Below are 20,714 nucleotides of genomic sequence, written 5' to 3'. Positions count from 1 at the left end.
CAACAAGAAAAGAATGAAGAGGAAAATCTTTAATACACTGTGGGTCTTGGGGGTACTCACTTTTGCGGGGTTTTGTCTACCTGCTTGTCATCGGGAGCTGGATGTGCAGCAGTCTTACGACTTCGCTTTGCAAACGATGCCCGTTCAAAAGGACATCAAGAAAGGCGAAACAGTCGAAATCCGTTGCTCTCTCAGACGAGGGGGCAACTTTGCCGACACAAAATACACCCTCCGCTACTTCCAACCCGAGGGCAAGGGTGTCCTAAGAATGGACGATGGTTGGGTATTCAAGCCCAACGACCGCTACCCTTTGACGAGGGAAGAGTTTCGCTTGTACTACGCTTCGCAGTCGGCAGACCGCCAGACCATAGATGTGTACATCGAGGATAACTTTGGCAAAGTGCAACAACTGACCTTTACTTTCAATAAGGAAAAGGAGGAGAAGGAGAAATCCTCTGCACCCACCGTACATGGAATAAACGATGTCGATGACTAAGCGTTTGATTGGACTCTGTATGTTGTGTATAGTCTTTCAGCTACACCTTGCGTAGAGCAAGATGTGGTTGGCAGACTTGCCTCCTTTTGAACGTGCCGTGCTTTTTGTGAAATATTTCAAGGTACTGCACAGCTAGAAGCACTATCCATACGTTGGATATGGTCATAAGTTGCAACCGGGCAAACACTTCACGGCGACGATGACGGGATGGCAGGCGAATTCTCTTCTTCGGGCAGACCTGATGAAGCGTTTGATGGTGTTCAAGGACTACGAAAAGATGCCCTGCTGCTTTCCGTCTTCTCCTACAATGTCGGAACGGGCAGGTTGCTCGGATATGGGAAGCATCCCAAGAACCGATTGCCACGGGAGATAGAGTTGGACGACAGAATTTTTTACCGCGAATTTGTCTCTTTCTGCCGATACAAAGGCAAAGTCCTGCGAGGACTGGTCAAATGACGAAAGGTAGAGTTCTCCCTGTTCTATATTCCTTGATTTCACAAGCTACGCCCTTCGCAAATTTTATCAGTTTGCAAGCAAAATTCAGAAGATCAAGCACTTGTTTGTTTGAAACTTTTGTCGTACATTTGCGCAAATGTAAATGTCTTCTCCGTCATAATCACGCAGAAAAGAGAAGGTAATTCATATTAAGAAAGAATAGTTTGAATAGTAATAAAAAATGCCATAAGGCTGGAAATGTGTAATCTAAAAAAAACGGCCGCCTTCGAATGCTTTGTAAGTAAACTAGTAGGCTTAGATTTGGAAAAGGGCCCAAGTGACGTGGAGGGACTCAATAACAAACTCTCCGAGTATCCCATGACACGCTATATGAAGCTCCTCTACTTCCTCTGCTTAACAGACGCGAAACAAGAGAGAGAGAGGATCGCCAAGCAACCAGCAGGAGCTGCCCCTAAGGATTGTTTGCTCAACACTTTTGACAATTTCGTAGCATATCGCAATGGGCCTGTAGAGGTTGACATCTACGAAAATCGTCTTGACGAAGGGGAGTTTTCTCTCTTCACCTTCGAGAGCGGAAGGCTAAAACTTCGGACGGAAGGACTCGCTAGTAGAGCCAAAAACATCTTAGAGGAAACAAACTCGGAAGTCCAAGAAGCTATCGAAAGTGCTCTTTCAGAACTTAGAGGTAGGGGGTCAAAGATCGTTCCAAATAAAAGCATTCTAGAGCAAGATACTACAGCCGTAGTAGAGCTCTCACACAATCTCACCCCTGACGTTTGGCCGGCATGCTTCTACTACGATAAACTAGGGGGAAACATCAGTCAGCTATTTCAAAGAAATAGAGCCCTGCTTGAGGCTGAAGTACTAGAATTCGAGAAGCAATTAATGTAAATAAAAATAGAGGAATAGAAGCCTCTTAGGCTTCATCACTCGAAAATAGGAGGATGTCAAGGATAAAGTCTCATCCTCCTAATTTATTTATGACTTAACATACCACATTACCCAACTACCATGGAGAAATCAAAAACTGAGGAATCTCTATACATAGGGATTTTCAAGGAAGAGATAACTCGTCTCTGTGACACTTATACGCACCCTATATACCTGAATCTGCTCAGTGATTTTGAAAAGCCCCTACTAGAAGGACTTAGAGAAGCATTAAATACAGTTATCAATAACCACCAGCCCTCATCGAGTAACGGGAAAAACACCTCAACGCAGGTCTTCAATCTTAAGGAAGACCTTAAGAAAAAAATCGCCTCCATTCTCGGGGAAAAGCAAGAGGGCTCATCAGAGAATGCAACACTATCAAAACAACCATCACCAGAAGAGCTAACGACTCTAGAAAAAAAACTGCTTACTACCCTTGCAGATCTATTGACTTCAACGGATCCTTCTATAGAGCCTATTGAGAAAGAGTCTATTGAGAAATTAAGAGGGAAGCTGAAAGACTGTTTCAATGAATATAGGAATCTGAAAAAAGAATTCATACGGTCTATAATCAATAGAGAAGAAATCAATAGAGAAGATGAGATAACACAAGAAAATCCAGAAAAGGGAGAAACCAACGAGGGCGAACAAGAATCAATACGAAGCCACTGGGCACTACTCTCTCCTAAGGATACAAAACGTCCACTTGAGAAGAGGTGTGCTCAACTGGACAAGATCATAGGAAATCTCTGGATTCCCTTATCTAAGTCTCTTTTGGAAGGGGAATTCTTAAAGGACATTGAATACTCTCAAAAGCTCCAAGAGATTGTTGAAAAGATTAGAAACACTTATGACAGCACTCTCTCAGAGGATGTCATCTACTTACACCCTATTCTTTCTCGCATCCACGAGCTTTGCCAAGAACTCTCGTATGTGTGTCAATGTATTCGGATACAGATAGAGGAACGAGAAGAACCCCATAATAAGCACAGAGTCTTCCATGCTCCGGTCTCTTACTTAGCTCGTAAACCCTATGCAGGAGGCGTAAATTCGGGGGAAATGCTCAAGGCAAACCTCTTTCATGATCTTGGAACAAAACTCATAGAGATGACCCGAGTAGATCTCTCCGGAGTAATTGATGATCAGGCTGTCTCACACCTATTTCTTCTATACAAGCAGTGTAACCTACTTCTGAATAATGAAGAGTCAAACCTGCTTGACTTTCCTATGGATAAGGAGATAAAGAAAATATTTGAAGCTATCAGAGCCAAGACCTCATTACTTCTCTTCCAGTCCTTCTACAAGCCCCACGTTACCTCAAAAACCTGCAAAATAGGCATAGCAAAGAGTATTGCAGACCCCTATCAAAGGGCAAAAAGCTTCGAAATTCTCTATGAGGGGGAGAGATACCAACTGATGGATACGGAAGAATCATCAGAGATAAAGTTGCTCCATGAGCAAATCAAAGGGTTTGAGAGTTTAAGTTTTGATGCTCTCTCTGAGGAGTGCCCTCAAAGCGATATACTCAAATATGACAACTATATCCGACGAGGGGAGGTCGGGAGGCAGGATGCGGACAAGTACGAAAAAGATCGGACTAAATTCTTCGAAAATCTACTGCAAAATCCAGATAAAGATCAACAAAAAGAACAGATACACCACCTTCCTCTAGACGTTCTTCTTAGCTTCATGAAAGAGCTAAGGAGGATGAAGGAACTTGATCACAAGAAAAAGGGAGAAGGGCCGAGGTACAATAATAGCAGATATGCCAAGGCCATGGGGTTCCTTCTCAAATGCTTCTACGAACGACTTCTGATTTATAAGGACTTTGTAGCTGCCGAGCAAAAAAAAGACACATATGCCAACTCTTTCTACAAACTAAAAGAGACAGATCTAAAGATCTTCATCTCCTCTTTTGGATGTAAACTACTCCATACCCAAGCTCTGCAGGATGAAGCCTACCACAAGTACAACCAGACTTACAGAGAGTGGCTTTCTGAGGCTCAAGAAGAGGCTATGGATGAGGCTGTCAAACTAAAAAAGGAAGCACAGAGCACAACACAGGAGGCACAGAACACAACACAGGAGGCAAGAAAGGCAACACAGGAGGCACAGGAGGCAAGAAAGGAGGCACAGGAGGCAAGAAAGGAGGCGATCAGTATCCTCTCTATATTTGTTGCATTGATCACTTTCATCTCTGGAGGGATCTCGATTCTTAAAGGGACAAACAGCCTAGCTGATTACCTCATACTGACAGGAACGCTCTACATCTTCATTGCCTCCATCATCAGCTTCCTATACTTCAAGGCTATAGAGGGAACTTCGATAGGGAATTTGTCTAGCAATAACACGGATCAGAATCAAAAAAGAGACAAATCCCCAAAAGCTCTAAAGTACTCTATAGGATTTGCAGTAGGAGTCATTGTAGCAGGTATAGTTCTCAAATGTACAGGAAAGAAGACTAGTGAGGACAGCGGTAGTCCTGAGATAAACTATGGGGTAGAAAACATCAGGCAGATCTTTCTCTCTGGAGACCGAACAATAGCCTTTCCTTTTCCCTTCGACTCGGTGGGATTTAATGCATCCACAAACGAGAAGCAGGGCAAGACCGACAGTAGCACGGACAACAAACAAGAGAATCAAGAGACAAATCAAGAAAATCCATGTGACTCTCCATAAGATTTGATTCAATAGTCATCACAGAAGGTCTATATTTCAAATGCACAAGAGGAAGACTGGAGAGGACAACGGCAGTCCTGAGATAAACTACGGAGTAGGGAACATCAAGCTGAACACCTCTCCAACAACCCCACGTCCCCCCTCCTCTTCCCTTGAGCGCCGACTCTCCCATTCAAGTACCTCATATCACCATCTACACCGCCAAACTCGAGTCCAATGCCTTAGGAAGCTGTACTTTCGGCCGTTCGTCCCGCTCTGTATCTTGGCAAGTTCCTCACGTTGGCACTGCTTGATGGCTTCCTGCGGGGCTTCTACTTTCTCTTCCTCAGTGAGGATTATGGTATGATTGACCACTACATTGCAGACAATACGGCTACCCACTTCTAAATCGTCCTCGTCATAGTAATGTACCGCCATAGAGTAGATTTCATCGTCCTCAAAGCCATTGTAACCGCTCTGTTGCACCTGCTGTAAGATATAGGTGATGCAGTCCTCGATGTTCTTGCCAGGCTTCGCCAAGTTAGGAGCAAATAGAGGGTCTGTCATTGCTCTCCTATTAAGATACTCGGTTATGGTGCGTGTGAATTGTTCTGTTTCTTTCATTGTCTTGCTCTCTTTGGTGCTTTATTTCCCGATTGTCCATTCTCCATTTCGATAGACAAAGAGGCAGGCATATTCGTTACATAGCTCGTGGGATAGGCAACGCATATAGAGAGTGCCGTCGTGACTTAGGCTCTTGCCCAAGTCCTCAAATAGGCTTTTAGGGAAGTCCCAACGGCTGTATAGCTCGGCTTCAATCTGGAAATTATCGCTTTGCTCATGCCAATCATTGGGGAAATGTTCCTCTATAAATGCTCTAATTGCGTCTATCGTTTCTGCCTTCTCGCTTGATGCGTAGAATAGGTTGGTACATATATTTGCCATAATCGTCTTAATGTTTAGGGATTTCTACTATCTGATTGATGTGCCCACATAGGTGTTTGCGTAGGCTGGTGCGGTCGGGGGCATAGTACTCAGCCCATTGTCCGTATTGATTGACCAAGTATTTTTTCAGCACATCAAAGAAGTCAAATCGGTAGCCCATCACGGGGATGGCGGTACGGAAGTAAGTATTGTTATTCACGGCTTCGCATAGCCAATCCTTTTCCTCACGGCTCATCGCTTCGCCACGATTGAGTTTTTCGCGCAAGAGGTAAGCTTTACACTCACGGAGGGTTTCCAAAGGTTGTGCCACCCACTGCACGAACTTAGTCGCCACTGCACGCTCACGCTCCCCAATCCCCGAACTTATGCGGTAATGAGAGGAGGAGCTATATCCTTTTCTGCTCATCGAAGATGTTGTAATTATTTTCTGCTTATCCATAGTGACATTTTTTTTATGCATCCAAAGATCGGAGTATGCTGATTCCTTTTTTCGAGCAAAACAGAGGTAGTGGGGCGAAAGCGAACACAAGGTTTGGGTGGAAAATACGACCTGAAGAGAAGCACCGCGAAGCGCAAGTGTGGAGATTTTCCAGACCAACCATAGGCTTGACCTTGAGGTAGCCCAAGCCCCATACTACCTTTGTGAAGAAAAAGAAACAGCATCCATCTGTCACGCATAGGGTGGAACGTTCTGGATAGCTGAGAGCAGAAGCGAACTTGTTCGAGTTCTGCCGAAGCGGACAAACGAAGATAAAATCAGCGAATGGTAAAAGAAATAGAAATGCAAAGCCGACAACCACGAAAACAAAAAAGGTGGCAAGCTCCGAAGAGCCCGCCAGCAAAAAAGTTCAAATAAACATCCTTATATGATGTTATAATTGTATCTTTGTCAGTATAAATCCTATAAGCATGAAGTTTCTTCGGTCCGTATATAAGGTACTTGCTCTTTTTATAATCTCATTGGGCATTTTTTCAAGTTGTGTTACTTTGCGTCCTGCAAATGTAACTTTGAAAAGGGATATAAGTCAATTTACTCGTGTTTATATTCCATCGACTCAAACCGTACACGGGTCTACTGCTGTCGTTATTTCTGGTATGGTACTACCCTATAGCCAATCTGTGAATCCTCGGGATGTGATAGCTGGGATGTTGTCTAAAAAAGGGTATATAATAATAAATGAGTTAGATGAACGATTTCGAGAAGAAACTATCATTGTAAACTATGGAGAAAGTGATAGACGGAATGTAGGTCTAGGAGGATATACGATAGAAGTAACACTTCAGTTTATCTCGGCTGCAACAGGAGAGTTATTATGTACAACAACAGCAGAAGGTTGTGGGAGCACAGAAGCAGAAGATGTAAAGCAGGCTGTGACTAGAGCATTAAAAGCTGTGTTCAGGTGAATTTCAAGAACACTTACAAAAACGGCTGACCTTGTCGAAGAAAGGTCAGCCGTTTCCTTTTGACTCAAAATCATTAGAAGATGCAAATCAGTATTGCCGCCAAGATGGCTAACCAGAAGAGATAGCCGAGAATGGTGAAAGTGATTTGCAGAATGGTCCTTACCACGAACCGCAGTACCAGGAAGCCCACGAAGATGCCAATGACGGTTACGACTTGAGGAGTAACGAGCTTGGCGATGAAATAGACAGCTGCGACCACGACAGAGAGAAGGAGCGTCAGCTCGATGAACCGTCGCCAGTCGATGCTACGGACAGGCTTGGCTGTCTGTGGTTTATCGTTAGTAGACTTTGCCCGAATGAAGATGGGGCTGTGTACATCGTGATTCATAACTGAAGTATTCATATCTGGGAGCATTTTAGAGTTTCAAGAGCGAGCCCAAGATACTCCGACCTCCAAAGACAAGGTCTTGCGCCTTGGCGTGTGGGACGGAGTGTATATCTTGGCTCTTGATGCTCCAATGCTCCCGATAGGATTAAGTTACTTCGATGCTTCAGCCTTCTCCATCGTAGGCAAGTTGTTATTCTCGATAAGCTCGACAATCGTGCCTGTGAGTTCGGTGTAGAGAGCCTGGTACTCAGTGCTTCCGTCGAAGTCGTCTGTGAGGTCATACTTCGCGAAGACTGCTTGAATGAATTGATTGCCAAGTAGAATGGGAGCAAATTTTTCTGGTAGTGGTTCGGGCAATTCTTTGCTGAACTCATTCTCTAAAATAGACACAAGGGTATTGTGCTTAGAGAAGTGTAATCCTTGGTAAAGGACTTCGCTCGACATCGCCTCAGCTTCGAGGTGGGAGAAGCCCTGCGATATGGCATCGCAGTAAGCGGTGAGTGTTGCATCGACACGAGCTGAAATAAAGGCTGTGTCTGTCATTAACTCGGAGTGATAATCATTGAGGTAAGTTTCCAACTTCAAACGGAAGTAAGAAAGCTCTTTCTTAGTCTGATTCATAATATCATTCTGATTTTAGATGAAACAAGTCTTTGTTAGATGCCCATGGCGGTATTGAATTTATCAAGTTTTTCAGCGAGTTGCTCCATATCATGCTCTATTTTTTTGTTAGTGATACGAGCATAGATTTGCGTGGTCTTTATGTTGGTATGCCCTAGCATCTTCGATACGCTTTCGATAGGTACACCTTTAGAGAGCGACATCGTTGCAAAGGTGTGGCGAGCCATGTGAAAGGTCAGCGGTCTGTCCATCTGGAGTTGTTTTCGGAGGTAGTGCATGCCATTGAGTACGACATCCACGCTTGGTACATCAAAGACAAAGCCTGCTCGCTTGCCTCGATACCGCTCTATCATCGTGAGGGCTGGCGGTAGCACCTGCACACGATAAGGGCTTTTCGTCTTTTGTCGTCTGCCCTTAATCCATAGTTCGCCCTCCTCGGTTACAAGCTGCTCCTCTCTAAGATTACGTACATCGGAAATCGCCAAGCCTGTAAAGCAGGAAAAACGAAGAGGTCTCGCACGATGCGGTAGTTCTCCCACGCTATCTCCAAGGCGATGAGAGCTTGCAATTCTGCCCTTGTCATGCTTCGTGGCTCGCCCTTGGGGCGGTCGTAGCTGTAACCGATGAAGGGATTGAGGTCTAAGTTGCCTCGTCTTACGGCTTGCAGGACGATGGTCTGCAAGCTAGAGAGCGTGCTTGCAATAGTACTTGGCTTTAAGCTCGGTCTATCGTGAGGTAATACTCAAAGCCCTCAATGAAGGCTTTGTCGAGCTGGTTTAGGGTAATATCCTTGAGCTTATAACGCTTTCGCACATATTCACGAAGTAGAGAGAGCTGATAGGTGCGGAGCTTGAATGTTTTCAAGGCTCTGTCTACACCGATACGTGATTGCATCTGATTAAGGTAGGCTTCGTAGCTTTTCAATAGAAAGCCCTCCTCTTATATTTGCCCTTGGTAGGCATCTCGTACTTCGTGGGCTGTTACGGCTTCTCCTCTTTCACTGAGTTTACGGTAGCGTGTATGAATGAGTGCTATACACTCATTCAGTCGCTGATTAAGGCTTACGGCTATATAGCTCTTGCCGAGAAGTCGTTGCTTACGACTATCCCAGAGGGCAAGAGGGGCTTTGAGTTTGACGGCGAAGTCTGCACTGCTCCTGCCGAGAGCAATACGCCCAAAGATGGGGGCATTGCCATGCTGGTCGGCTCGCTTCGCTTGCACGAAAAACGAGACTTTAAGTTGTTCTGTTTGCATAGCTTTTTCTTTGTTACAAAGTTACTTTTGACTCAGTGCTTATGAGCTATGCAAAAGGCGGAGAGGGAGTGAATAAAAATCTAATCAACAGATATTTAGACTCAAATCGTAACCCCTTTTTGCTTCGGGCGGCAAGGGGTTACGATTTACCCACGGAACTCCTGCCGAAAATCGCCCCCTTTTGCCTTCCCCTTTCAACGCAGAAAAACGACAATACTATGATAAACAAACGATTATCTATTTCTCCGTTTCCCTACTTATCCCTTGATTTCTGCCTGCCGACTACGCACGGAAGATGAGTCTTGACCTACGCATGATTGATCCTGCCTACGAAGACCACATCGACAATAAGGCTTCCCACTGCGCCAAAATGCTTAACGACTACTATCAAAAGTACAAGGCACAAAAAGGAACGCAATTTGTCTTCTCTGACCTCGGGACTTACAAGCCCGGAGAGTGGAATGTCTATTCGGAGATTATATGCGTAAAGTCCTGAAAGTTGCAGATGAGTGTTAAGTGTTTGGAAATGTGTGAGAAATGCGATTTGATGCAGTGGTTTGCTTGGAGGTGAAAAGTGCAGAAAATGTGGATTTGCGCAGAAGATGCGTTACCAAATCGTTAGTCTAAACCATATCGTTAGTACGAGGTAACGGAAAGCGATTACCACAGCGGTTATAATATCTCGCAAATTGACGCTTACGCGCTGAATAACAATGTTTTGCGTAGCTAAAAACGCTTCAAAATCGGGTAACTTTGCCCATAAAAAAGAAGCGTATGAAAAAAGACAAAATGAAGGTGTTGCTCTACCTCAAAAAGGGCGGATTGAACAAGGCGGGGCTGGCTCCGATAATGGGGCGTATTACTTACGACCGCACGATGGCACAATTCAGCAGTAAGCTGTCGTGCAATCCCAAGTTGTGGAACGTGCGTGAAAGCCGACTGAATGGCAAGAGCCAAGAGGCGGTGGAAACCAATGCTAATTTGGAACGGCTTCTACTCTCGATACAGGAAGCGTATCAAGTCCTCTGTGAGCGAGGTGTGGAATTTACAGCCACAGACATCAAGGAAGCATTCCAAGGCTGTATGCAAGGACGTGTTACCCTGTTGCAACAATACGACAGAATGGTGGAAGAGGCGGAAAAACGTATCGGGACAGACATCAAGAGGCAATCGTTTGCTATCTATCGCAATACACGAAAGCAGTTAAGCCGTTTCATTCTCAACCATTACAAAGTCAAGGATTTGACCTTTACGCAAATCGAGGATGATTTCTTGGACAACTTCCAACATTATGCGAAAAGCAAGCTGGGCTATTCGCAGGCTTACTTTTGCAGGTTAGCCCAATTGGTCAAGAAGACCTGCAAGATGGCTTTCAATGAGGGAATAACGGAACGCCCCATATTGGACTTTGTGAAAATAGAGAAAGGCGATGCAAAGATGCCACGAGCATTAGATAAGGCTTCGTTTGAGAAATTGCAGAGCCTGAAGCTGAATGAATATGAAAAGGAATTGGAGACTGCACGCAATCTCTTTCTCTTCTCGTGCTATACAGGAGTATCCTATTGTGATATGATGTGTCTCAATCAGGAACATCTTTTTCTTGACGATGAGGGCAAAAGTTGGTTGAAGTTTCAGAGACAGAAGACTGATTCTTTAAGTCGGGTTAAATTACTGCCCGAAGCAGAACATATTATTGAAAAGTACAGCTCGGAAGAACGAGATACGCTTTTCCCGAACATCCCTTATACCACTTACCGCTATCTTCTGAAAGGGCTGCAACATCGGGCAGGAATAACAATTCCCATTACCGCACACGTAGGGCGGCACACTTTCGCAACACTGATAACACTTGAGAATGGGGTGCCAATAGAAACCGTCAGTCGTATGCTGGGGCATAGGCGGATAGAGACCACCGAGCGATACGCCCACGTTACCCCAACGAAACTCTTCGATGAGTTTGAGCGTTTCATTTCCTTCACCAAAGATTTGACCCTTACACTTTAAGACCATGCGCAGTACATTCAAAATTCTATTCTATATCAACAGAAGCAAGACGAAAGCAGACGGTACAACAGCTATCCTCTGTCGTATCACCATTGACGGCTCAAACGTAGCGATGACCACAGGCGAGAGTATCGTTCCCTCCTTATGGAGTGTCAAACTTGGCGAGACAAACGACAAGAAGACAAATCAACGCCTACAACTCTTTCGAGAACGGATAACACAAGGCTACAATGCTCTTCTCTTCCAATATGGGGCGGTCAGTGCAGAATTGCTCAAAATTCATTTACAGGGCATTGGAAGCCATCCAACGACATTGCTTGCTCTAAGTGCAGAGGAACTCAAACGGCAGGTCGGTAAGCGAACGAATACCTACAACAGTTATCGGAGTTGTGATATTCACCTTAGGGAGTTTGTTGGGGCTTTGGGCAAGGAGGATATACCCATAGTAACCTTGACGATGGACTTCTTTGATGCCTACCGACATTTTCTCATTAAGAGAGGGTATGCACCACTTTCTACAAACAAGTTCGTCTATTGGCTCAGTCGGCTGATGTCTCGTGCAGTAAGTCAGCAGACCATCCGCAGCAATCCTTTTGAGGGGGCAAAATACGAAAGAGTCGTGTGCAAATCTCGATTCCTCAACAGAATGGAGGTTGCACGGTTGCTCGCTCTTCCGTTGCAGAACGAGGAGGCGGAGTTCAGCCGACGGATATTCATTTTCTCCATATTCACAGGCTTGGCGTATTCTGATGTCCGCTCGCTCTCCTATGGTCAGATAGAAACGAACAGCGAGGGAAAACGCTACATACGCAGGAAGCGACAGAAAACGGACGTGGAAGCCCTGATACCCCTGCATCCGATAGCGGAGCAGATACTAACGGCTTACCCTCCCAAAGAAAACAATCAAGAAGCCCCAATCTTTCCCACGACACAGAGCAAGAAACAGGTTTGGGCGCACCTCAAAGCCATCGGTTTGGCTTGCGGTATCCGCCAGTCTCTTTCATTCCATCTTGCTCGCCATTCGTTCGGCACGCTGACCTTGGAGGCTGGTATTCCGATAGAGAGCATTGCTAAAATGATGGGACATTCGTCCATTGCCAGCACACAAATCTACGCCCAAATCACTGATCAAAAGATTTCCTCGGATATGGACAGGCTGATACAACAAAGGAATATATAGGCTTAAAATGAAAAGAGCTTGTTCCTCATTAATGGAGCAAGCTCTTTCTCTTTATTGTTTCATTTTTAATATCGGGAAAAGATTACCAAGTTCGTCCGTTTCTGTTCTCTCGAAAACTTGAAATCCCATTTTCTTATAGAATGCGAGAGCATTGGGATTTTGTTCGTTTACATCAATATAGCGTATTTTGCATTCGTCAATGGCGAGTCGAATAAGTCTTTTTCCTATGCCTTTTCTGAAATAATCAGGCGAAACAAACAGCATTTCTATCTTGTCGTCTGAGATGCCCATAAACGCAATGGGGCATTCATTGTCATTCACGACAAACAAATCAACCACACTCAATGCTCTTCGACCGTGAGGAATAAGATTCTGAATATCTTGTTCCGTTAGAAAAAGATGAGTTGCTCGAACAGCTCTCTCCCATACGTTTATAAGAGAATCGAGAAGTTCGACTGCTCTTGGTTTATTGATAGGGTAAAATTCTATGGTCATTTTATTTTCAATGCCTGCCTTAAATCTCGGACATATCCGACTTGCATGTACTTCAAATATATCTTTACAAGCGGTTTGGGAAACCATTTCTTAGGCTCTATGTACTCCGTGAAATCAATTGTGGCAGTCTTTTCGTTTCCACTGAAAACACCGCTCCAATGGCCTTTCATATTTTTATTCTCCATATCAAACTCCCAAAGGCAGTTAGGGTCTTGTTTTGTTATTGTAAAAACAGTTCTGCACCCACCTTTCGCAATCTCTACAAATTGCGTATCTGATACGACTTCTATCCTTTCAATATCACTTCTCCATGAGTAATCTGTAAGCGATGTTACGATTTCCCAAACTCTCTGTAAATCGCATGGAAACGTAGCTTTTATGTTTGATGTTACGACCATAAAGTTTAGGATTTCAGAAAATGTCGTTATCTCACAAATCCGTTTTTGTAGAAATCATACCATTGGGCAATCTGTTCGGGGATATTGGCTTTCAGCAATAGAAGCATCTCACGAGTGAATTCCAAATGTCCTACACCATTTGCCGTAACAATATTCTTGTTACTAACGGCTTGTGCTTCCACATATCCAGCTTCATTCGTATATTTCTCACCACCCCATTTTTTGAGTTGGTCGAGACCGTTGCCTGTGTGCTTTACATTGTTCAGGAAACCGTGAGAACAGAGGAATGAAGCACCGTTACATATTGCCCCGACGATTTTACCTTTATCTAAAGCCTCTTGCACCAATGGTGCGACAAGTTTCGCTTCGGACGAATCCCAGCGGTTGCCACCGATAAGTACCAAGGCTGCATAATCTTTCGGCATATTCTCGAAAGAGTAATCGGGCAAGGTTCTGAAACCTCCGATGGAACGGACAGCGTCCGATGTTGGGGCAACGGTATGCACTTCATACTTGATTTCACCTCCCGGTATCACGCCCACGTGAAGAGCCGTAGAGAGAAAAGCCCCCTCCCAATCGGTATATTCATTCAATAAGATAAATAATACTTTCTGTTTCATCATCAGTTCATTTATTTTATTTTCTCTCTGCCATTACTTTCGCCACGGTTTGCCACTCGTCGTTTTCGGTCATTCGCTCTTTTCTCCACAGAAAAGAAGAAGTCGCTATATCAGAGAATACATACCTCATCTTCTCTGTCGTGTTTTCAGTCAGGATAATTTCTTTGCCAACCTTTCGGGCGGTCAGTCGGATAGCCTCGCCCATACAACCATAGAAAATATCCCATGCCATTGTCTCGGGATTAAAAATACGGAGTGTCGTTCCGTATTCGGCATCGGGTTGTTTATTTATCAGGCGTTCCTCACGAGACGGGACGATAAAAAGGTCTTGCACTGCCGTACCGTCCAATACTCGGGAAAATATCCATTCGCCCTTTACCTTTCGTGGTTCGGCATCTTCCAAATGGTCGTTCCACACAATGTCCCATTCGCCTATAAGACCTCCGAAGAAATCATATTCTTCGGGGATTCGCCCATTCCTTGTATTGCTACACAATGCTGTTATAAATTCATTCATCCTAAATGTGATTCGTGCCATATCTTCTTGTTTTAGTCGTTATTCGATTGTCGGTTGGTATGGTTAAAATATGTCGTCATATTTGGCGGAATATGACAACTGTTTTATCAGTCTTTCCAAAACCACCAGTTCAGTTTTTCTTTTTCCCGATGCTCTGGTGGCGTCTGTGCAAAATAAACCGCACATCTGAAAGCGTACAATACACAACGGTCTTGCACCACTCCAGCATAGTCGTTGGATAAGGTAAAGAGGACTTCGGGGTCTTTGCCTTTCAAGTCGTCAATGGAAGTTATACCTATATTCCACAAGTCGGTGGCAAGCGATTTTCCTATTCCGGGAATTACCGTTAATTCCTTAATGGTCTGCTCTTTGGTCATTGCATCTGACGAACTATATAACAAGGTTTCCCTCGTTGTCAATCTGCCAAAGGATTGTAGGCAACCTCGAACACATAGCCGTCTAAATCCTTAAAATAGCCACTGTAACCGCCCCAAAACACTTTCTGCGCAGGCTTCACAATGGTTGCCCCGAACCGTTCGGCTTCCTGCATCACTGCATTGACTTCTTCCTCCGATGTGGCATTATAGCTGATTGTCATGCCCGAAAAGGACGCCTGCTGATAATTCAGCGTTGTGTCTTTTTCCAATTCTTGCAGTGGATATAATCCTAAAACTATCCCACCCAAAGGGCACAATGCGTAGGCTTCCTGGCTTTGTTGCGATTTCTTCCAGCCTAAGCCCTCGTAGAAAGCCAATGCCTTTTGAAAGTCTTTTACTCCCAATGTGATTAAAGTGAGTTTCTGTCTCATAAGTTGTACATTATTTAATCCGCCACAAAGTTACTCATTCATAGCGAGAAAGACGAATAGAACAGTAAGAAAATATCTCTTACAAATGCTTTATTTCCGATAGTTCTCTTGTAGCAGTCGATTGATGTCGGATAGTCGATAGAGGATTTTCCCTGCGATTTGGGTGTAGGGGATAATGCCCTTGTCCCGATAGTCCTGTAAGGTGCGGGGGCTGATGAAAAGCCGTTCGCAGACCTCTCGCCCCGTGAGATAGATTTCTCCCCCGAAGAGCGGACGGTGCGTTTGGGCAATCTCCCGAAGGCGTTTGCTTACTTCCTTAATGCCTGAGATGAGTTGTTTTATTTCGGGCGTTTCTTTATTTATGATTTCGTGTTCCATAGTCATTGTATTTTTCGGTTCGACTTTTCGAGGAGTGCTTCCACATCCTCTCGTTTGTAGTAGCACTTATGCCCGATTTGAATGAAGGGCAATACGGAAGTATCCCGATAATGCTGGAGCGTTCGTTTGCTGATGTTCAGGATTCGGCAAACGTCCCCGTTGTGCAACAGGTCGAGGACTTCGGGCTTCGTGCCGAATTGTTCTCTCATACAAAGAGCCAACTCTTCGATGCTCTTTTTTAGTTCCTCCCAAGCGGAGGTGTCGATAGCGGTAAATCTCATATCAATATCGTTTTAATTGTCATTTCTACTTCGTTGGATGCAAATGTACGCAGGCGAAATCCTTGTTACCAGACCTGATGAAATCAAGGGAAATACAAGGAAGTCGCAGGCAAATATACAAGCATGAATTGCCTAATTCACCCACTTATCTCTAAGTGCGTACTTGTGGCTTCGATACGGTATGAAGTGGCTCTCTTATCAGTGAAAACAGACGCTCCTTTCTCCCTCGAAGAAAAAGTATGCAGGCTTTGGCAATCCGAAGAAGTCGCTTTCCGAGCCGTCCTACTTTTGGTTCTCTTCTTTTGAGCGTTTTTGTCCCAATTTTTCCCGTTTGTGCCGTCCATTTTCGGAGCATTCTTCTGTACCTCGAAGCAACAGCCTCGTAAACCTTGGCGGTATAGGTTCGGCTTTCTAACTTGGTTTCAGCATCCTTTTTCGGGTGAAAGTCCAAAATCAAGCAAACAGAAGAAGTACGAACAATGAAAAGAAACAAGCAAACGAAAAATGCCATAGATACTTTCTTCTTTCACTGTGAAAGGAGATATACAGTGAAAGAGAAAAAGCGAGGAATGGCTTTTTGCTATTTCTCTACCGAGAAGTGCGACAAGGCTCGTCCTCCATGAGTCGACAGCCTTTCCCTTTCACCGTTTGAATCCACTTTTTATTCACACAATAATCATCGAATCAACTTATGAAATCAAGATATTACGACCTCCCCACTATCAAGGCAATACCGATAGCCGACTATCTGCACGCCTGCGGTATCGAGCCTGCCAAGCGTTACAACGGATACGCCCTCTATCACGCCCCCTACCGAGAAGACCCCAACGCCAGCTTGAAAGTGGACTTTCGGCAAAACTTGTGGCACGACTATGGGACAAGCCAAGGCGGAAGCATCATCGACCTCGTGGTGCGGATGCAAGGATGCAATGCCTACGAAGCAATGGCACATCTTGCCGAAGGTAAAGAGGAATGTTTTATTTCCTCGTCCTTTCATCGTGAAACAACCGCTTTCACGACCAATTCTACAAGTACAAGGAGCATTCTCTCCATCAGCGAAGAATTACCCCTGCCTCTACAAAGCTATCTCCGAGAGGTACGGGGGATAGACCTTGTCACGGCAAGCCCTTATCTCCGTCACGTTCGCTACGAAGTAGGAGGACGTGAATACTCCGCCATCGGCTTTGCCAATCGTGCAGGAGGGTACGAACTCCGAGATGACAAGAAGTTCAAAGGCACAATAGCACCAAAGGATATAAGCCTCATTCAAGAGAGTACTTCTGAAACGCCCTGTCTCTTCGAGGGCTTTATGGACTTTCTTTCCCATCTCACGATGAAAAGGGAAGAACCCATTTCGCCTTCCATCGTTCTGAACTCCGTGAGCAATATCCATAGAGCCATCGCCTACCTCCACGAGAAAGGTATCGATTCCGTTCGGGCTTTCTTCGACAACGACCAAGCAGGACGACAGGCTCTTCAAGTTATCCAATCGGCAGGTATCAACGTGGAGGATATGAGCCGACACTATGCTCGATACAAAGACCTCAATGAGTACCACGTCGCCCAAAGAACAGGGCAAAAACAGGTGATACCACCTCGTAAACGAGGACTTGGACGATAAGGCAAAACAGAGCAAACAACATTATTCTATCATCAGGTATTCAAAGATGCAGGAAATAAAATGTATGCGAATAAACGGCTTTGTTTCGATAGCTACGGCAGTTCCTCAGAACCGCAAGTTTGCAGAGCCAACTTAGAAACAAAGCGTGCAGGCATTCACAGAATGCAGCAGGTAACGAAAGTGAAAGAGATGCTGCGGAAAGGTCATTTCAAGAAATGCCATAGCTCATTAGGGTATTTTCTTCACGCTGCACTCCGTTATCGCTAAAAATACCCTCCTGAGCCAAGGGACTTCGCCCCTTTGGATACCCCTAAATCAATCTTCAAACAATGGGCTACGCCGTATTACATATAGACAAGGCGAGAAGCAACGACTCGGGAAATACCGCTCATATAGCACGGACATATACCCCGAGTAACGTCGATCCTTCTCGCACACACCTGAACAGGGAATTGGTGCAATTCCCTGCAAATGTGACCAACCGTAGCGAAGCGATAGAGCATCGTATCGCCACGGCCGGTATCTACCGAAAGGTTGCAAAGAACCAAGTCAAAGCCCTGCGCTTTATCCTGTCGAGTTCACTGGAGGATATGGCTCGTATAGAGCAGGAAGGACGCCTGTACGAATGGTGTGATGAATCGATGGATTGGCTTCGTTCCACTTTTGGGGCGGACAACGTAGTCGTTGCCACTCTGCACGCAGACGAGGATACTCCCCATATTCACGCCACAGTCGTTCCGATTGTCACGGGTGAAAGACGGAAAGCCAAAGAGGAAGCCGAGAATGGGAAGCGGAAGTACAAGACGAAGAAGAACAAAGTCCGACTTTGTGCCGATGATGTGCTTACGCCCAAGAAACTGGAGCAGTATCAGACGGACTATGCCAAGCGAGTGCAACGGTTCGGATTGGAACGGGGAGTGCACGGCTCGGAAGCCAAGCACCGCACTACGATGGAGTATTACAATGAAATTCTCAAATCCACGAAAGAGAAGAAAGTCCAAGAAGCAGAACTCACAGCCAAGATAAAGGAGCTGGAGAAGCAGGCAGGCAAGCTCCGTATGAAAGGCACGCTGTACTCCCTCTTTGGCAACTCCGAACTCGACAAGGCAGAGAAACGCATAGAAGACTTAGAGCAGGAAGCCGAACGGCAGCAGTATCTTTCAGAAAAGGAGAAGAATGAAATCCGAAAGGAGATCGTTCTCTTGCAAGACACGGTCAAGGGAAGGGACAGAGCCATTGCCGAATTGAAAGAGACTGTGCAAGTTTACGAGGAAGAGCGGAATTGGATAAAACGCTTCTTCAGTGGTTTCTACCAGCTTTTGAATATCCGTCTGATGCTCCGAAAGATGGGTTTCTCTGACGACAGGATAGCGGAGATGTATCGCACGGAAACTCCCCAGCGAGGAACGGCTAAAACCTATTCGGGGCTGTACAAGAGAGAGTTTACGGAAGAGGATAGCGAAATCTGTATCATCAAGGATGAGAAGAAACGACCGCTCCTCACCATCAACGGGCTTCCCATAACTGATTGGTGCGAGCAGAAATGGAAACAACTCATCAATCGCAACCGCTCGCAACGGCTGTAATTGAATAGACACGCTTTTTCCTTTCATCGTTGTGTTTCTGTCCCATAAAAACTTTTTAAGAAGAAATTCAAGAAAGAACGCTCACTTTCCCTCGCAAATATGTACCTTTGCAAGTGAAATAGTGAGCGTTCTTTGGCTATTCAAAACAATGTACCTCAATGCACTCCGCTCATTTCTAAATCGTTACCCATACAAGCCAAATAATGCAAAATTGCATTGAATTTCAGGCAATTAACTCCGAGCAGAACTTTTATTCCGAAATCAAGCGTAAGCTCACTGAAGACTATGGCATACCCTCATCAGAGATCCGTTTCATTCAAGAATGCAAAAATGAGAAGACTAAAAAAGTAGTAATTGAGGGTATGAATAAGGGAAGTATACGCATCCTGTTCGGGTCCACCGAAATGCTTGGAACGGGAGTTAATGCCCAACAGCGAGCGGTAGCGATTCATCATCTCGATACGCCTTGGCGTCCTTCAGACCTTGAGCAGCGCAACGGACGGGCTATCCGTAAGGGGAACCTTGTGGCCAAAGAGTTTGCCGACAATAAGGTTGATGTCATTATCTATGCCGTTGAGCGTTCATTAGATAGCTATAAGTTCAATCTCCTGCACAACAAGCAGCTCTTCATCAATCAGCTCAAGACAAATACGCTCGGCTCTCGTACGATTGACGAGGGTTCTATGGACGAGGATAGCGGTATGAACTTCTCGGAATATGTGGCCGTACTCTCGGGTAATACAGACCTTTTGGAGAAAGCCAAGCTTGATAAGAAGATAACAGCTCTTGAGTCAGAGCGTAAGACCTTTCTCAAAGAGCGTGATGCCGCCAGCGGTAAATTGGCTGAGATGCAGCACTCAGTGGAGTATCACACGGGGCGTGTTGAAGAGGCAAAAGCCGATATGGTGACATTTGAGAGCCGAGTACAGCGTGATGAAGAAGGCAATCCCATCAATAAACTTGTCCTCAAAGGCATAGAAGAGGGTGCCGACATCAAGACGATGGTAGCACGCTTGCGGGAGATTGAAGAGAAAGCCCGCACCAACGGTGAACACCACAAAATCGGAGAGATTTACGGTTTCTCTATCATGGTAAAGACAGAAAGCTCCATGAAAGACCTCTTTCAGATGTCGTCCAATCGATTTTTTGTCAAAGGGCAGGAAGGTATCTATTACACCTATAACAATGGTAAGCTCGCCAGTGATCCTAAACTTGCCTGTGCTAACTTTGTCAATGCCCTCGAACGTATCCCTAAGGTCATTGAGACACATGAGAAGGAACTTGCCAAGGCGACGGCAGATATTGGGGTGTACACGACAATTGCCAATGGATCGTGGAAGAAGGAGAACGAACTGCGTTTGCTCAAAGGACAAGCTGCCGAACTCGACCGAAAAATTGCCTTAGAGCTTGCTCCGCCTGAGCCTGAGAAGGAAGAAATCAAAGATGGAGAGAAGAAGAGGCAAGGACAAGGAGGAGTACAAAACACGACCTCTCAAGGGGCAACGCAAGAGTCTACTCACACTTTGCCCAACACATGACAACGCCGCAGTCCTCTATGCATGCTCCTAAGAAGAGCGAGCCAGAAAACCCGGGCATCATGAGTCGTGTGGTAATCTCTAAGCCCAAGTGGAAAATATAAAAATAAATTGTGGCAAGCCTAATAGTAAAGGCTTG

Annotated in this window: 22 protein-coding genes and 4 pseudogenes; 11 read left to right on the top strand and 15 right to left on the bottom strand. The window is 45.1% G+C overall.

Annotation, left to right across the window (positions count from 1 at the left end; genetic code table 11):
* Positions 1-13: 13 nt before the first annotated feature.
* The 4 genes and pseudogenes from JCM15907_RS08455 (at position 14) to JCM15907_RS12885 (ending at position 4,561) form a co-directional block, all read left to right on the top strand.
* Entirely contained in the window at positions 14-496 is a 483-nt protein-coding gene (locus JCM15907_RS08455) for a DUF3872 domain-containing protein (protein WP_025843466.1), read from the top strand.
* Positions 483-952, top strand: a pseudogene (locus JCM15907_RS12690) (glycoside hydrolase family protein). Before JCM15907_RS08455 ends, JCM15907_RS12690 begins: the two are co-directional and overlap by 14 nt.
* A 369-nt stretch (positions 953-1,321) precedes the next feature.
* Positions 1,322-1,843, top strand: a complete 522-nt coding sequence (locus JCM15907_RS08445; protein ID WP_148297502.1) for a hypothetical protein — start codon at positions 1,322-1,324, stop codon at positions 1,841-1,843.
* Between the two features lie 1,266 nt (positions 1,844-3,109).
* Positions 3,110-4,561, top strand: coding sequence for an ATP synthase F0 subunit B (locus JCM15907_RS12885; RefSeq protein ID WP_148297501.1), 1,452 nt, complete (start codon positions 3,110-3,112; stop codon positions 4,559-4,561).
* Between the two features lie 186 nt (positions 4,562-4,747).
* On the opposite strand, the gene JCM15907_RS08435 is transcribed toward JCM15907_RS12885, so the two are convergent.
* Genes JCM15907_RS08435 through JCM15907_RS08425 form a run of 3 tightly spaced genes read right to left on the bottom strand, consistent with a single transcriptional unit; the run spans position 4,748 to position 5,924 of the window.
* Complete coding sequence (locus JCM15907_RS08435) at positions 4,748-5,164, bottom strand: PcfK-like family protein (RefSeq protein ID WP_025843462.1); 417 nt, start codon at positions 5,162-5,164, stop codon at positions 4,748-4,750.
* Between the two features lie 21 nt (positions 5,165-5,185).
* Positions 5,186-5,485: a hypothetical protein gene (locus JCM15907_RS08430; protein WP_025843461.1), complete on the bottom strand. Its 300-nt coding sequence runs from the start codon at positions 5,483-5,485 to the stop codon at positions 5,186-5,188.
* Positions 5,486-5,492: 7 nt separating this feature from the next.
* A complete protein-coding gene (locus JCM15907_RS08425) occupies positions 5,493-5,924 on the bottom strand; it encodes a hypothetical protein (protein ID WP_025843460.1) in 432 nt (143 codons plus the stop codon).
* A gap of 470 nt (positions 5,925-6,394) precedes the next feature.
* On the opposite strand from JCM15907_RS08425, the gene JCM15907_RS08420 reads away from it, so the two are divergent.
* On the top strand, positions 6,395-6,889 hold the full coding sequence (locus tag JCM15907_RS08420) for a hypothetical protein (protein ID WP_025843459.1): 495 nt from the start codon (positions 6,395-6,397) through the stop codon (positions 6,887-6,889).
* A 73-nt stretch (positions 6,890-6,962) separates the two neighbouring features.
* Here the strand turns inward: JCM15907_RS08420 and JCM15907_RS12685 are convergent, their stop codons facing one another.
* The 3 genes and pseudogenes from JCM15907_RS12685 to JCM15907_RS11535 all read right to left on the bottom strand — a co-directional run bounded on the left by JCM15907_RS12685 (position 6,963) and on the right by JCM15907_RS11535 (position 9,152).
* A complete protein-coding gene (locus JCM15907_RS12685; protein ID WP_081773840.1) occupies positions 6,963-7,292 on the bottom strand; it encodes a hypothetical protein in 330 nt (109 codons plus the stop codon).
* Positions 7,293-7,427: 135 nt separating this feature from the next.
* Positions 7,428-7,898, bottom strand: coding sequence for a DUF1896 domain-containing protein (locus JCM15907_RS08410; protein ID WP_025843457.1), 471 nt, complete (start codon positions 7,896-7,898; stop codon positions 7,428-7,430).
* A 35-nt stretch (positions 7,899-7,933) separates the two neighbouring features.
* Positions 7,934-9,152, bottom strand: a pseudogene (locus JCM15907_RS11535) (tyrosine-type recombinase/integrase).
* 271 nt (positions 9,153-9,423) lie between these two features.
* On the opposite strand from JCM15907_RS11535, the pseudogene JCM15907_RS08400 reads away from it, so the two are divergent.
* The 3 genes and pseudogenes from JCM15907_RS08400 to JCM15907_RS08390 all read left to right on the top strand — a co-directional run.
* Positions 9,424-9,630: pseudogene (locus JCM15907_RS08400) on the top strand (hypothetical protein); the annotation flags it as partial.
* A 296-nt stretch (positions 9,631-9,926) separates the two neighbouring features.
* Positions 9,927-11,156 (top strand): site-specific integrase, encoded by a 1,230-nt coding sequence (locus tag JCM15907_RS08395; RefSeq protein WP_025843455.1) that lies wholly within the window; start codon positions 9,927-9,929, stop codon positions 11,154-11,156.
* A 4-nt stretch (positions 11,157-11,160) separates the two neighbouring features.
* Complete coding sequence (locus JCM15907_RS08390; protein ID WP_025843454.1) at positions 11,161-12,336, top strand: site-specific integrase; 1,176 nt, start codon at positions 11,161-11,163, stop codon at positions 12,334-12,336.
* 51 nt (positions 12,337-12,387) lie between these two features.
* Here the strand turns inward: JCM15907_RS08390 and JCM15907_RS08385 are convergent, their stop codons facing one another.
* The 9 genes from JCM15907_RS08385 to JCM15907_RS13050 form a co-directional block, all read right to left on the bottom strand.
* The gene (locus JCM15907_RS08385; protein ID WP_023939364.1) at positions 12,388-12,831 is read right to left on the bottom strand and encodes a GNAT family N-acetyltransferase; all 444 of its coding nucleotides are present in this window, start codon (positions 12,829-12,831) and stop codon (positions 12,388-12,390) included.
* Positions 12,828-13,229 carry an SRPBCC family protein gene (locus tag JCM15907_RS08380; protein ID WP_006948561.1) on the bottom strand — a complete coding sequence of 134 codons (402 nt, stop codon included), beginning with the start codon at positions 13,227-13,229 and terminating at the stop codon, positions 12,828-12,830. The genes JCM15907_RS08385 and JCM15907_RS08380 overlap by 4 nt, the downstream gene beginning before the upstream one ends.
* A 26-nt stretch (positions 13,230-13,255) precedes the next feature.
* A complete protein-coding gene (locus JCM15907_RS08375) occupies positions 13,256-13,849 on the bottom strand; it encodes a type 1 glutamine amidotransferase family protein (protein ID WP_370664417.1) in 594 nt (197 codons plus the stop codon).
* Between the two features lie 16 nt (positions 13,850-13,865).
* The gene (locus JCM15907_RS08370) at positions 13,866-14,366 is read right to left on the bottom strand and encodes a hypothetical protein (protein WP_024990992.1); all 501 of its coding nucleotides are present in this window, start codon (positions 14,364-14,366) and stop codon (positions 13,866-13,868) included.
* A 107-nt stretch (positions 14,367-14,473) separates the two neighbouring features.
* Complete coding sequence (locus JCM15907_RS08365; RefSeq protein ID WP_025843453.1) at positions 14,474-14,743, bottom strand: helix-hairpin-helix domain-containing protein; 270 nt, start codon at positions 14,741-14,743, stop codon at positions 14,474-14,476.
* Positions 14,744-14,781: 38 nt separating this feature from the next.
* Positions 14,782-15,174, bottom strand: a complete 393-nt coding sequence (locus JCM15907_RS11530; RefSeq protein WP_036885645.1) for a VOC family protein — start codon at positions 15,172-15,174, stop codon at positions 14,782-14,784.
* A gap of 90 nt (positions 15,175-15,264) precedes the next feature.
* Positions 15,265-15,552, bottom strand: a complete 288-nt coding sequence (locus JCM15907_RS08355; RefSeq protein WP_025843452.1) for a helix-turn-helix domain-containing protein — start codon at positions 15,550-15,552, stop codon at positions 15,265-15,267.
* A gap of 2 nt (positions 15,553-15,554) precedes the next feature.
* Entirely contained in the window at positions 15,555-15,833 is a 279-nt protein-coding gene (locus tag JCM15907_RS08350; protein ID WP_006948555.1) for a helix-turn-helix domain-containing protein, read from the bottom strand.
* A gap of 151 nt (positions 15,834-15,984) precedes the next feature.
* On the bottom strand, positions 15,985-16,344 hold the full coding sequence (locus JCM15907_RS13050; RefSeq protein ID WP_023939356.1) for a hypothetical protein: 360 nt from the start codon (positions 16,342-16,344) through the stop codon (positions 15,985-15,987).
* 180 nt (positions 16,345-16,524) lie between these two features.
* Here JCM15907_RS13050 and JCM15907_RS08335 point away from each other — a divergent pair, with 180 nt between their 5' ends.
* The 3 genes and pseudogenes from JCM15907_RS08335 to JCM15907_RS08320 form a co-directional block, all read left to right on the top strand.
* Entirely contained in the window at positions 16,525-17,454 is a 930-nt protein-coding gene (locus JCM15907_RS08335) for a DUF8464 domain-containing protein (protein ID WP_023939355.1), read from the top strand.
* Positions 17,455-17,783: 329 nt separating this feature from the next.
* Positions 17,784-19,040: a MobV family relaxase gene (gene mobV / locus JCM15907_RS08325; RefSeq protein ID WP_025843450.1), complete on the top strand. Its 1,257-nt coding sequence runs from the start codon at positions 17,784-17,786 to the stop codon at positions 19,038-19,040.
* A gap of 239 nt (positions 19,041-19,279) precedes the next feature.
* Positions 19,280-20,578: pseudogene (locus tag JCM15907_RS08320) on the top strand (helicase-related protein); the annotation flags it as partial.
* Positions 20,579-20,714: the final 136 nt, after the last annotated feature.

Source organism: Porphyromonas gingivicanis JCM 15907, from assembly GCF_000614585.1.
Classification (GTDB): Bacteria; Bacteroidota; Bacteroidia; order Bacteroidales; family Porphyromonadaceae; genus Porphyromonas; species Porphyromonas gingivicanis.
This window is presented reverse-complemented; position numbering and strand designations above follow the sequence as displayed.

Excerpts from the sequence above, each read along its gene's own strand:
- JCM15907_RS08410 (WP_025843457.1), bottom strand. The coding sequence starts at position 7,898 with ATGAATCAGACTAAGAAAGAGCTTTCTTACTTCCGTTTGAAGTTGGAA.
- JCM15907_RS08365 (WP_025843453.1), bottom strand. The coding sequence starts at position 14,743 with ATGACCAAAGAGCAGACCATTAAGGAATTAACGGTAATTCCCGGAATA.
- JCM15907_RS08335 (WP_023939355.1), top strand. The coding sequence starts at position 16,525 with ATGAAATCAAGATATTACGACCTCCCCACTATCAAGGCAATACCGATA.
- JCM15907_RS08355 (WP_025843452.1), bottom strand. The coding sequence starts at position 15,552 with ATGGAACACGAAATCATAAATAAAGAAACGCCCGAAATAAAACAACTC.
- JCM15907_RS08420 (WP_025843459.1), top strand. The coding sequence starts at position 6,395 with ATGAAGTTTCTTCGGTCCGTATATAAGGTACTTGCTCTTTTTATAATC.
- JCM15907_RS08385 (WP_023939364.1), bottom strand. The coding sequence starts at position 12,831 with ATGACCATAGAATTTTACCCTATCAATAAACCAAGAGCAGTCGAACTT.
- JCM15907_RS12885 (WP_148297501.1), top strand. The coding sequence starts at position 3,110 with ATGGATAAGGAGATAAAGAAAATATTTGAAGCTATCAGAGCCAAGACC.
- JCM15907_RS08390 (WP_025843454.1), top strand. The coding sequence starts at position 11,161 with ATGCGCAGTACATTCAAAATTCTATTCTATATCAACAGAAGCAAGACG.
- JCM15907_RS08395 (WP_025843455.1), top strand. The coding sequence starts at position 9,927 with ATGAAAAAAGACAAAATGAAGGTGTTGCTCTACCTCAAAAAGGGCGGA.
- JCM15907_RS11530 (WP_036885645.1), bottom strand. The coding sequence starts at position 15,174 with ATGAGACAGAAACTCACTTTAATCACATTGGGAGTAAAAGACTTTCAA.
- JCM15907_RS08445 (WP_148297502.1), top strand. The coding sequence starts at position 1,322 with ATGAAGCTCCTCTACTTCCTCTGCTTAACAGACGCGAAACAAGAGAGA.
- JCM15907_RS08380 (WP_006948561.1), bottom strand. The coding sequence starts at position 13,229 with ATGGTCGTAACATCAAACATAAAAGCTACGTTTCCATGCGATTTACAG.
- JCM15907_RS08425 (WP_025843460.1), bottom strand. The coding sequence starts at position 5,924 with ATGGATAAGCAGAAAATAATTACAACATCTTCGATGAGCAGAAAAGGA.
- JCM15907_RS12685 (WP_081773840.1), bottom strand. The coding sequence starts at position 7,292 with ATGAATACTTCAGTTATGAATCACGATGTACACAGCCCCATCTTCATT.
- JCM15907_RS08455 (WP_025843466.1), top strand. The coding sequence starts at position 14 with ATGAAGAGGAAAATCTTTAATACACTGTGGGTCTTGGGGGTACTCACT.
- JCM15907_RS08350 (WP_006948555.1), bottom strand. The coding sequence starts at position 15,833 with ATGAGATTTACCGCTATCGACACCTCCGCTTGGGAGGAACTAAAAAAG.
- JCM15907_RS08375 (WP_370664417.1), bottom strand. The coding sequence starts at position 13,849 with ATGAAACAGAAAGTATTATTTATCTTATTGAATGAATATACCGATTGG.
- JCM15907_RS08370 (WP_024990992.1), bottom strand. The coding sequence starts at position 14,366 with ATGAATGAATTTATAACAGCATTGTGTAGCAATACAAGGAATGGGCGA.
- mobV (WP_025843450.1), top strand. The coding sequence starts at position 17,784 with ATGGGCTACGCCGTATTACATATAGACAAGGCGAGAAGCAACGACTCG.
- JCM15907_RS08435 (WP_025843462.1), bottom strand. The coding sequence starts at position 5,164 with ATGAAAGAAACAGAACAATTCACACGCACCATAACCGAGTATCTTAAT.
- JCM15907_RS13050 (WP_023939356.1), bottom strand. The coding sequence starts at position 16,344 with ATGGCATTTTTCGTTTGCTTGTTTCTTTTCATTGTTCGTACTTCTTCT.
- JCM15907_RS08430 (WP_025843461.1), bottom strand. The coding sequence starts at position 5,485 with ATGGCAAATATATGTACCAACCTATTCTACGCATCAAGCGAGAAGGCA.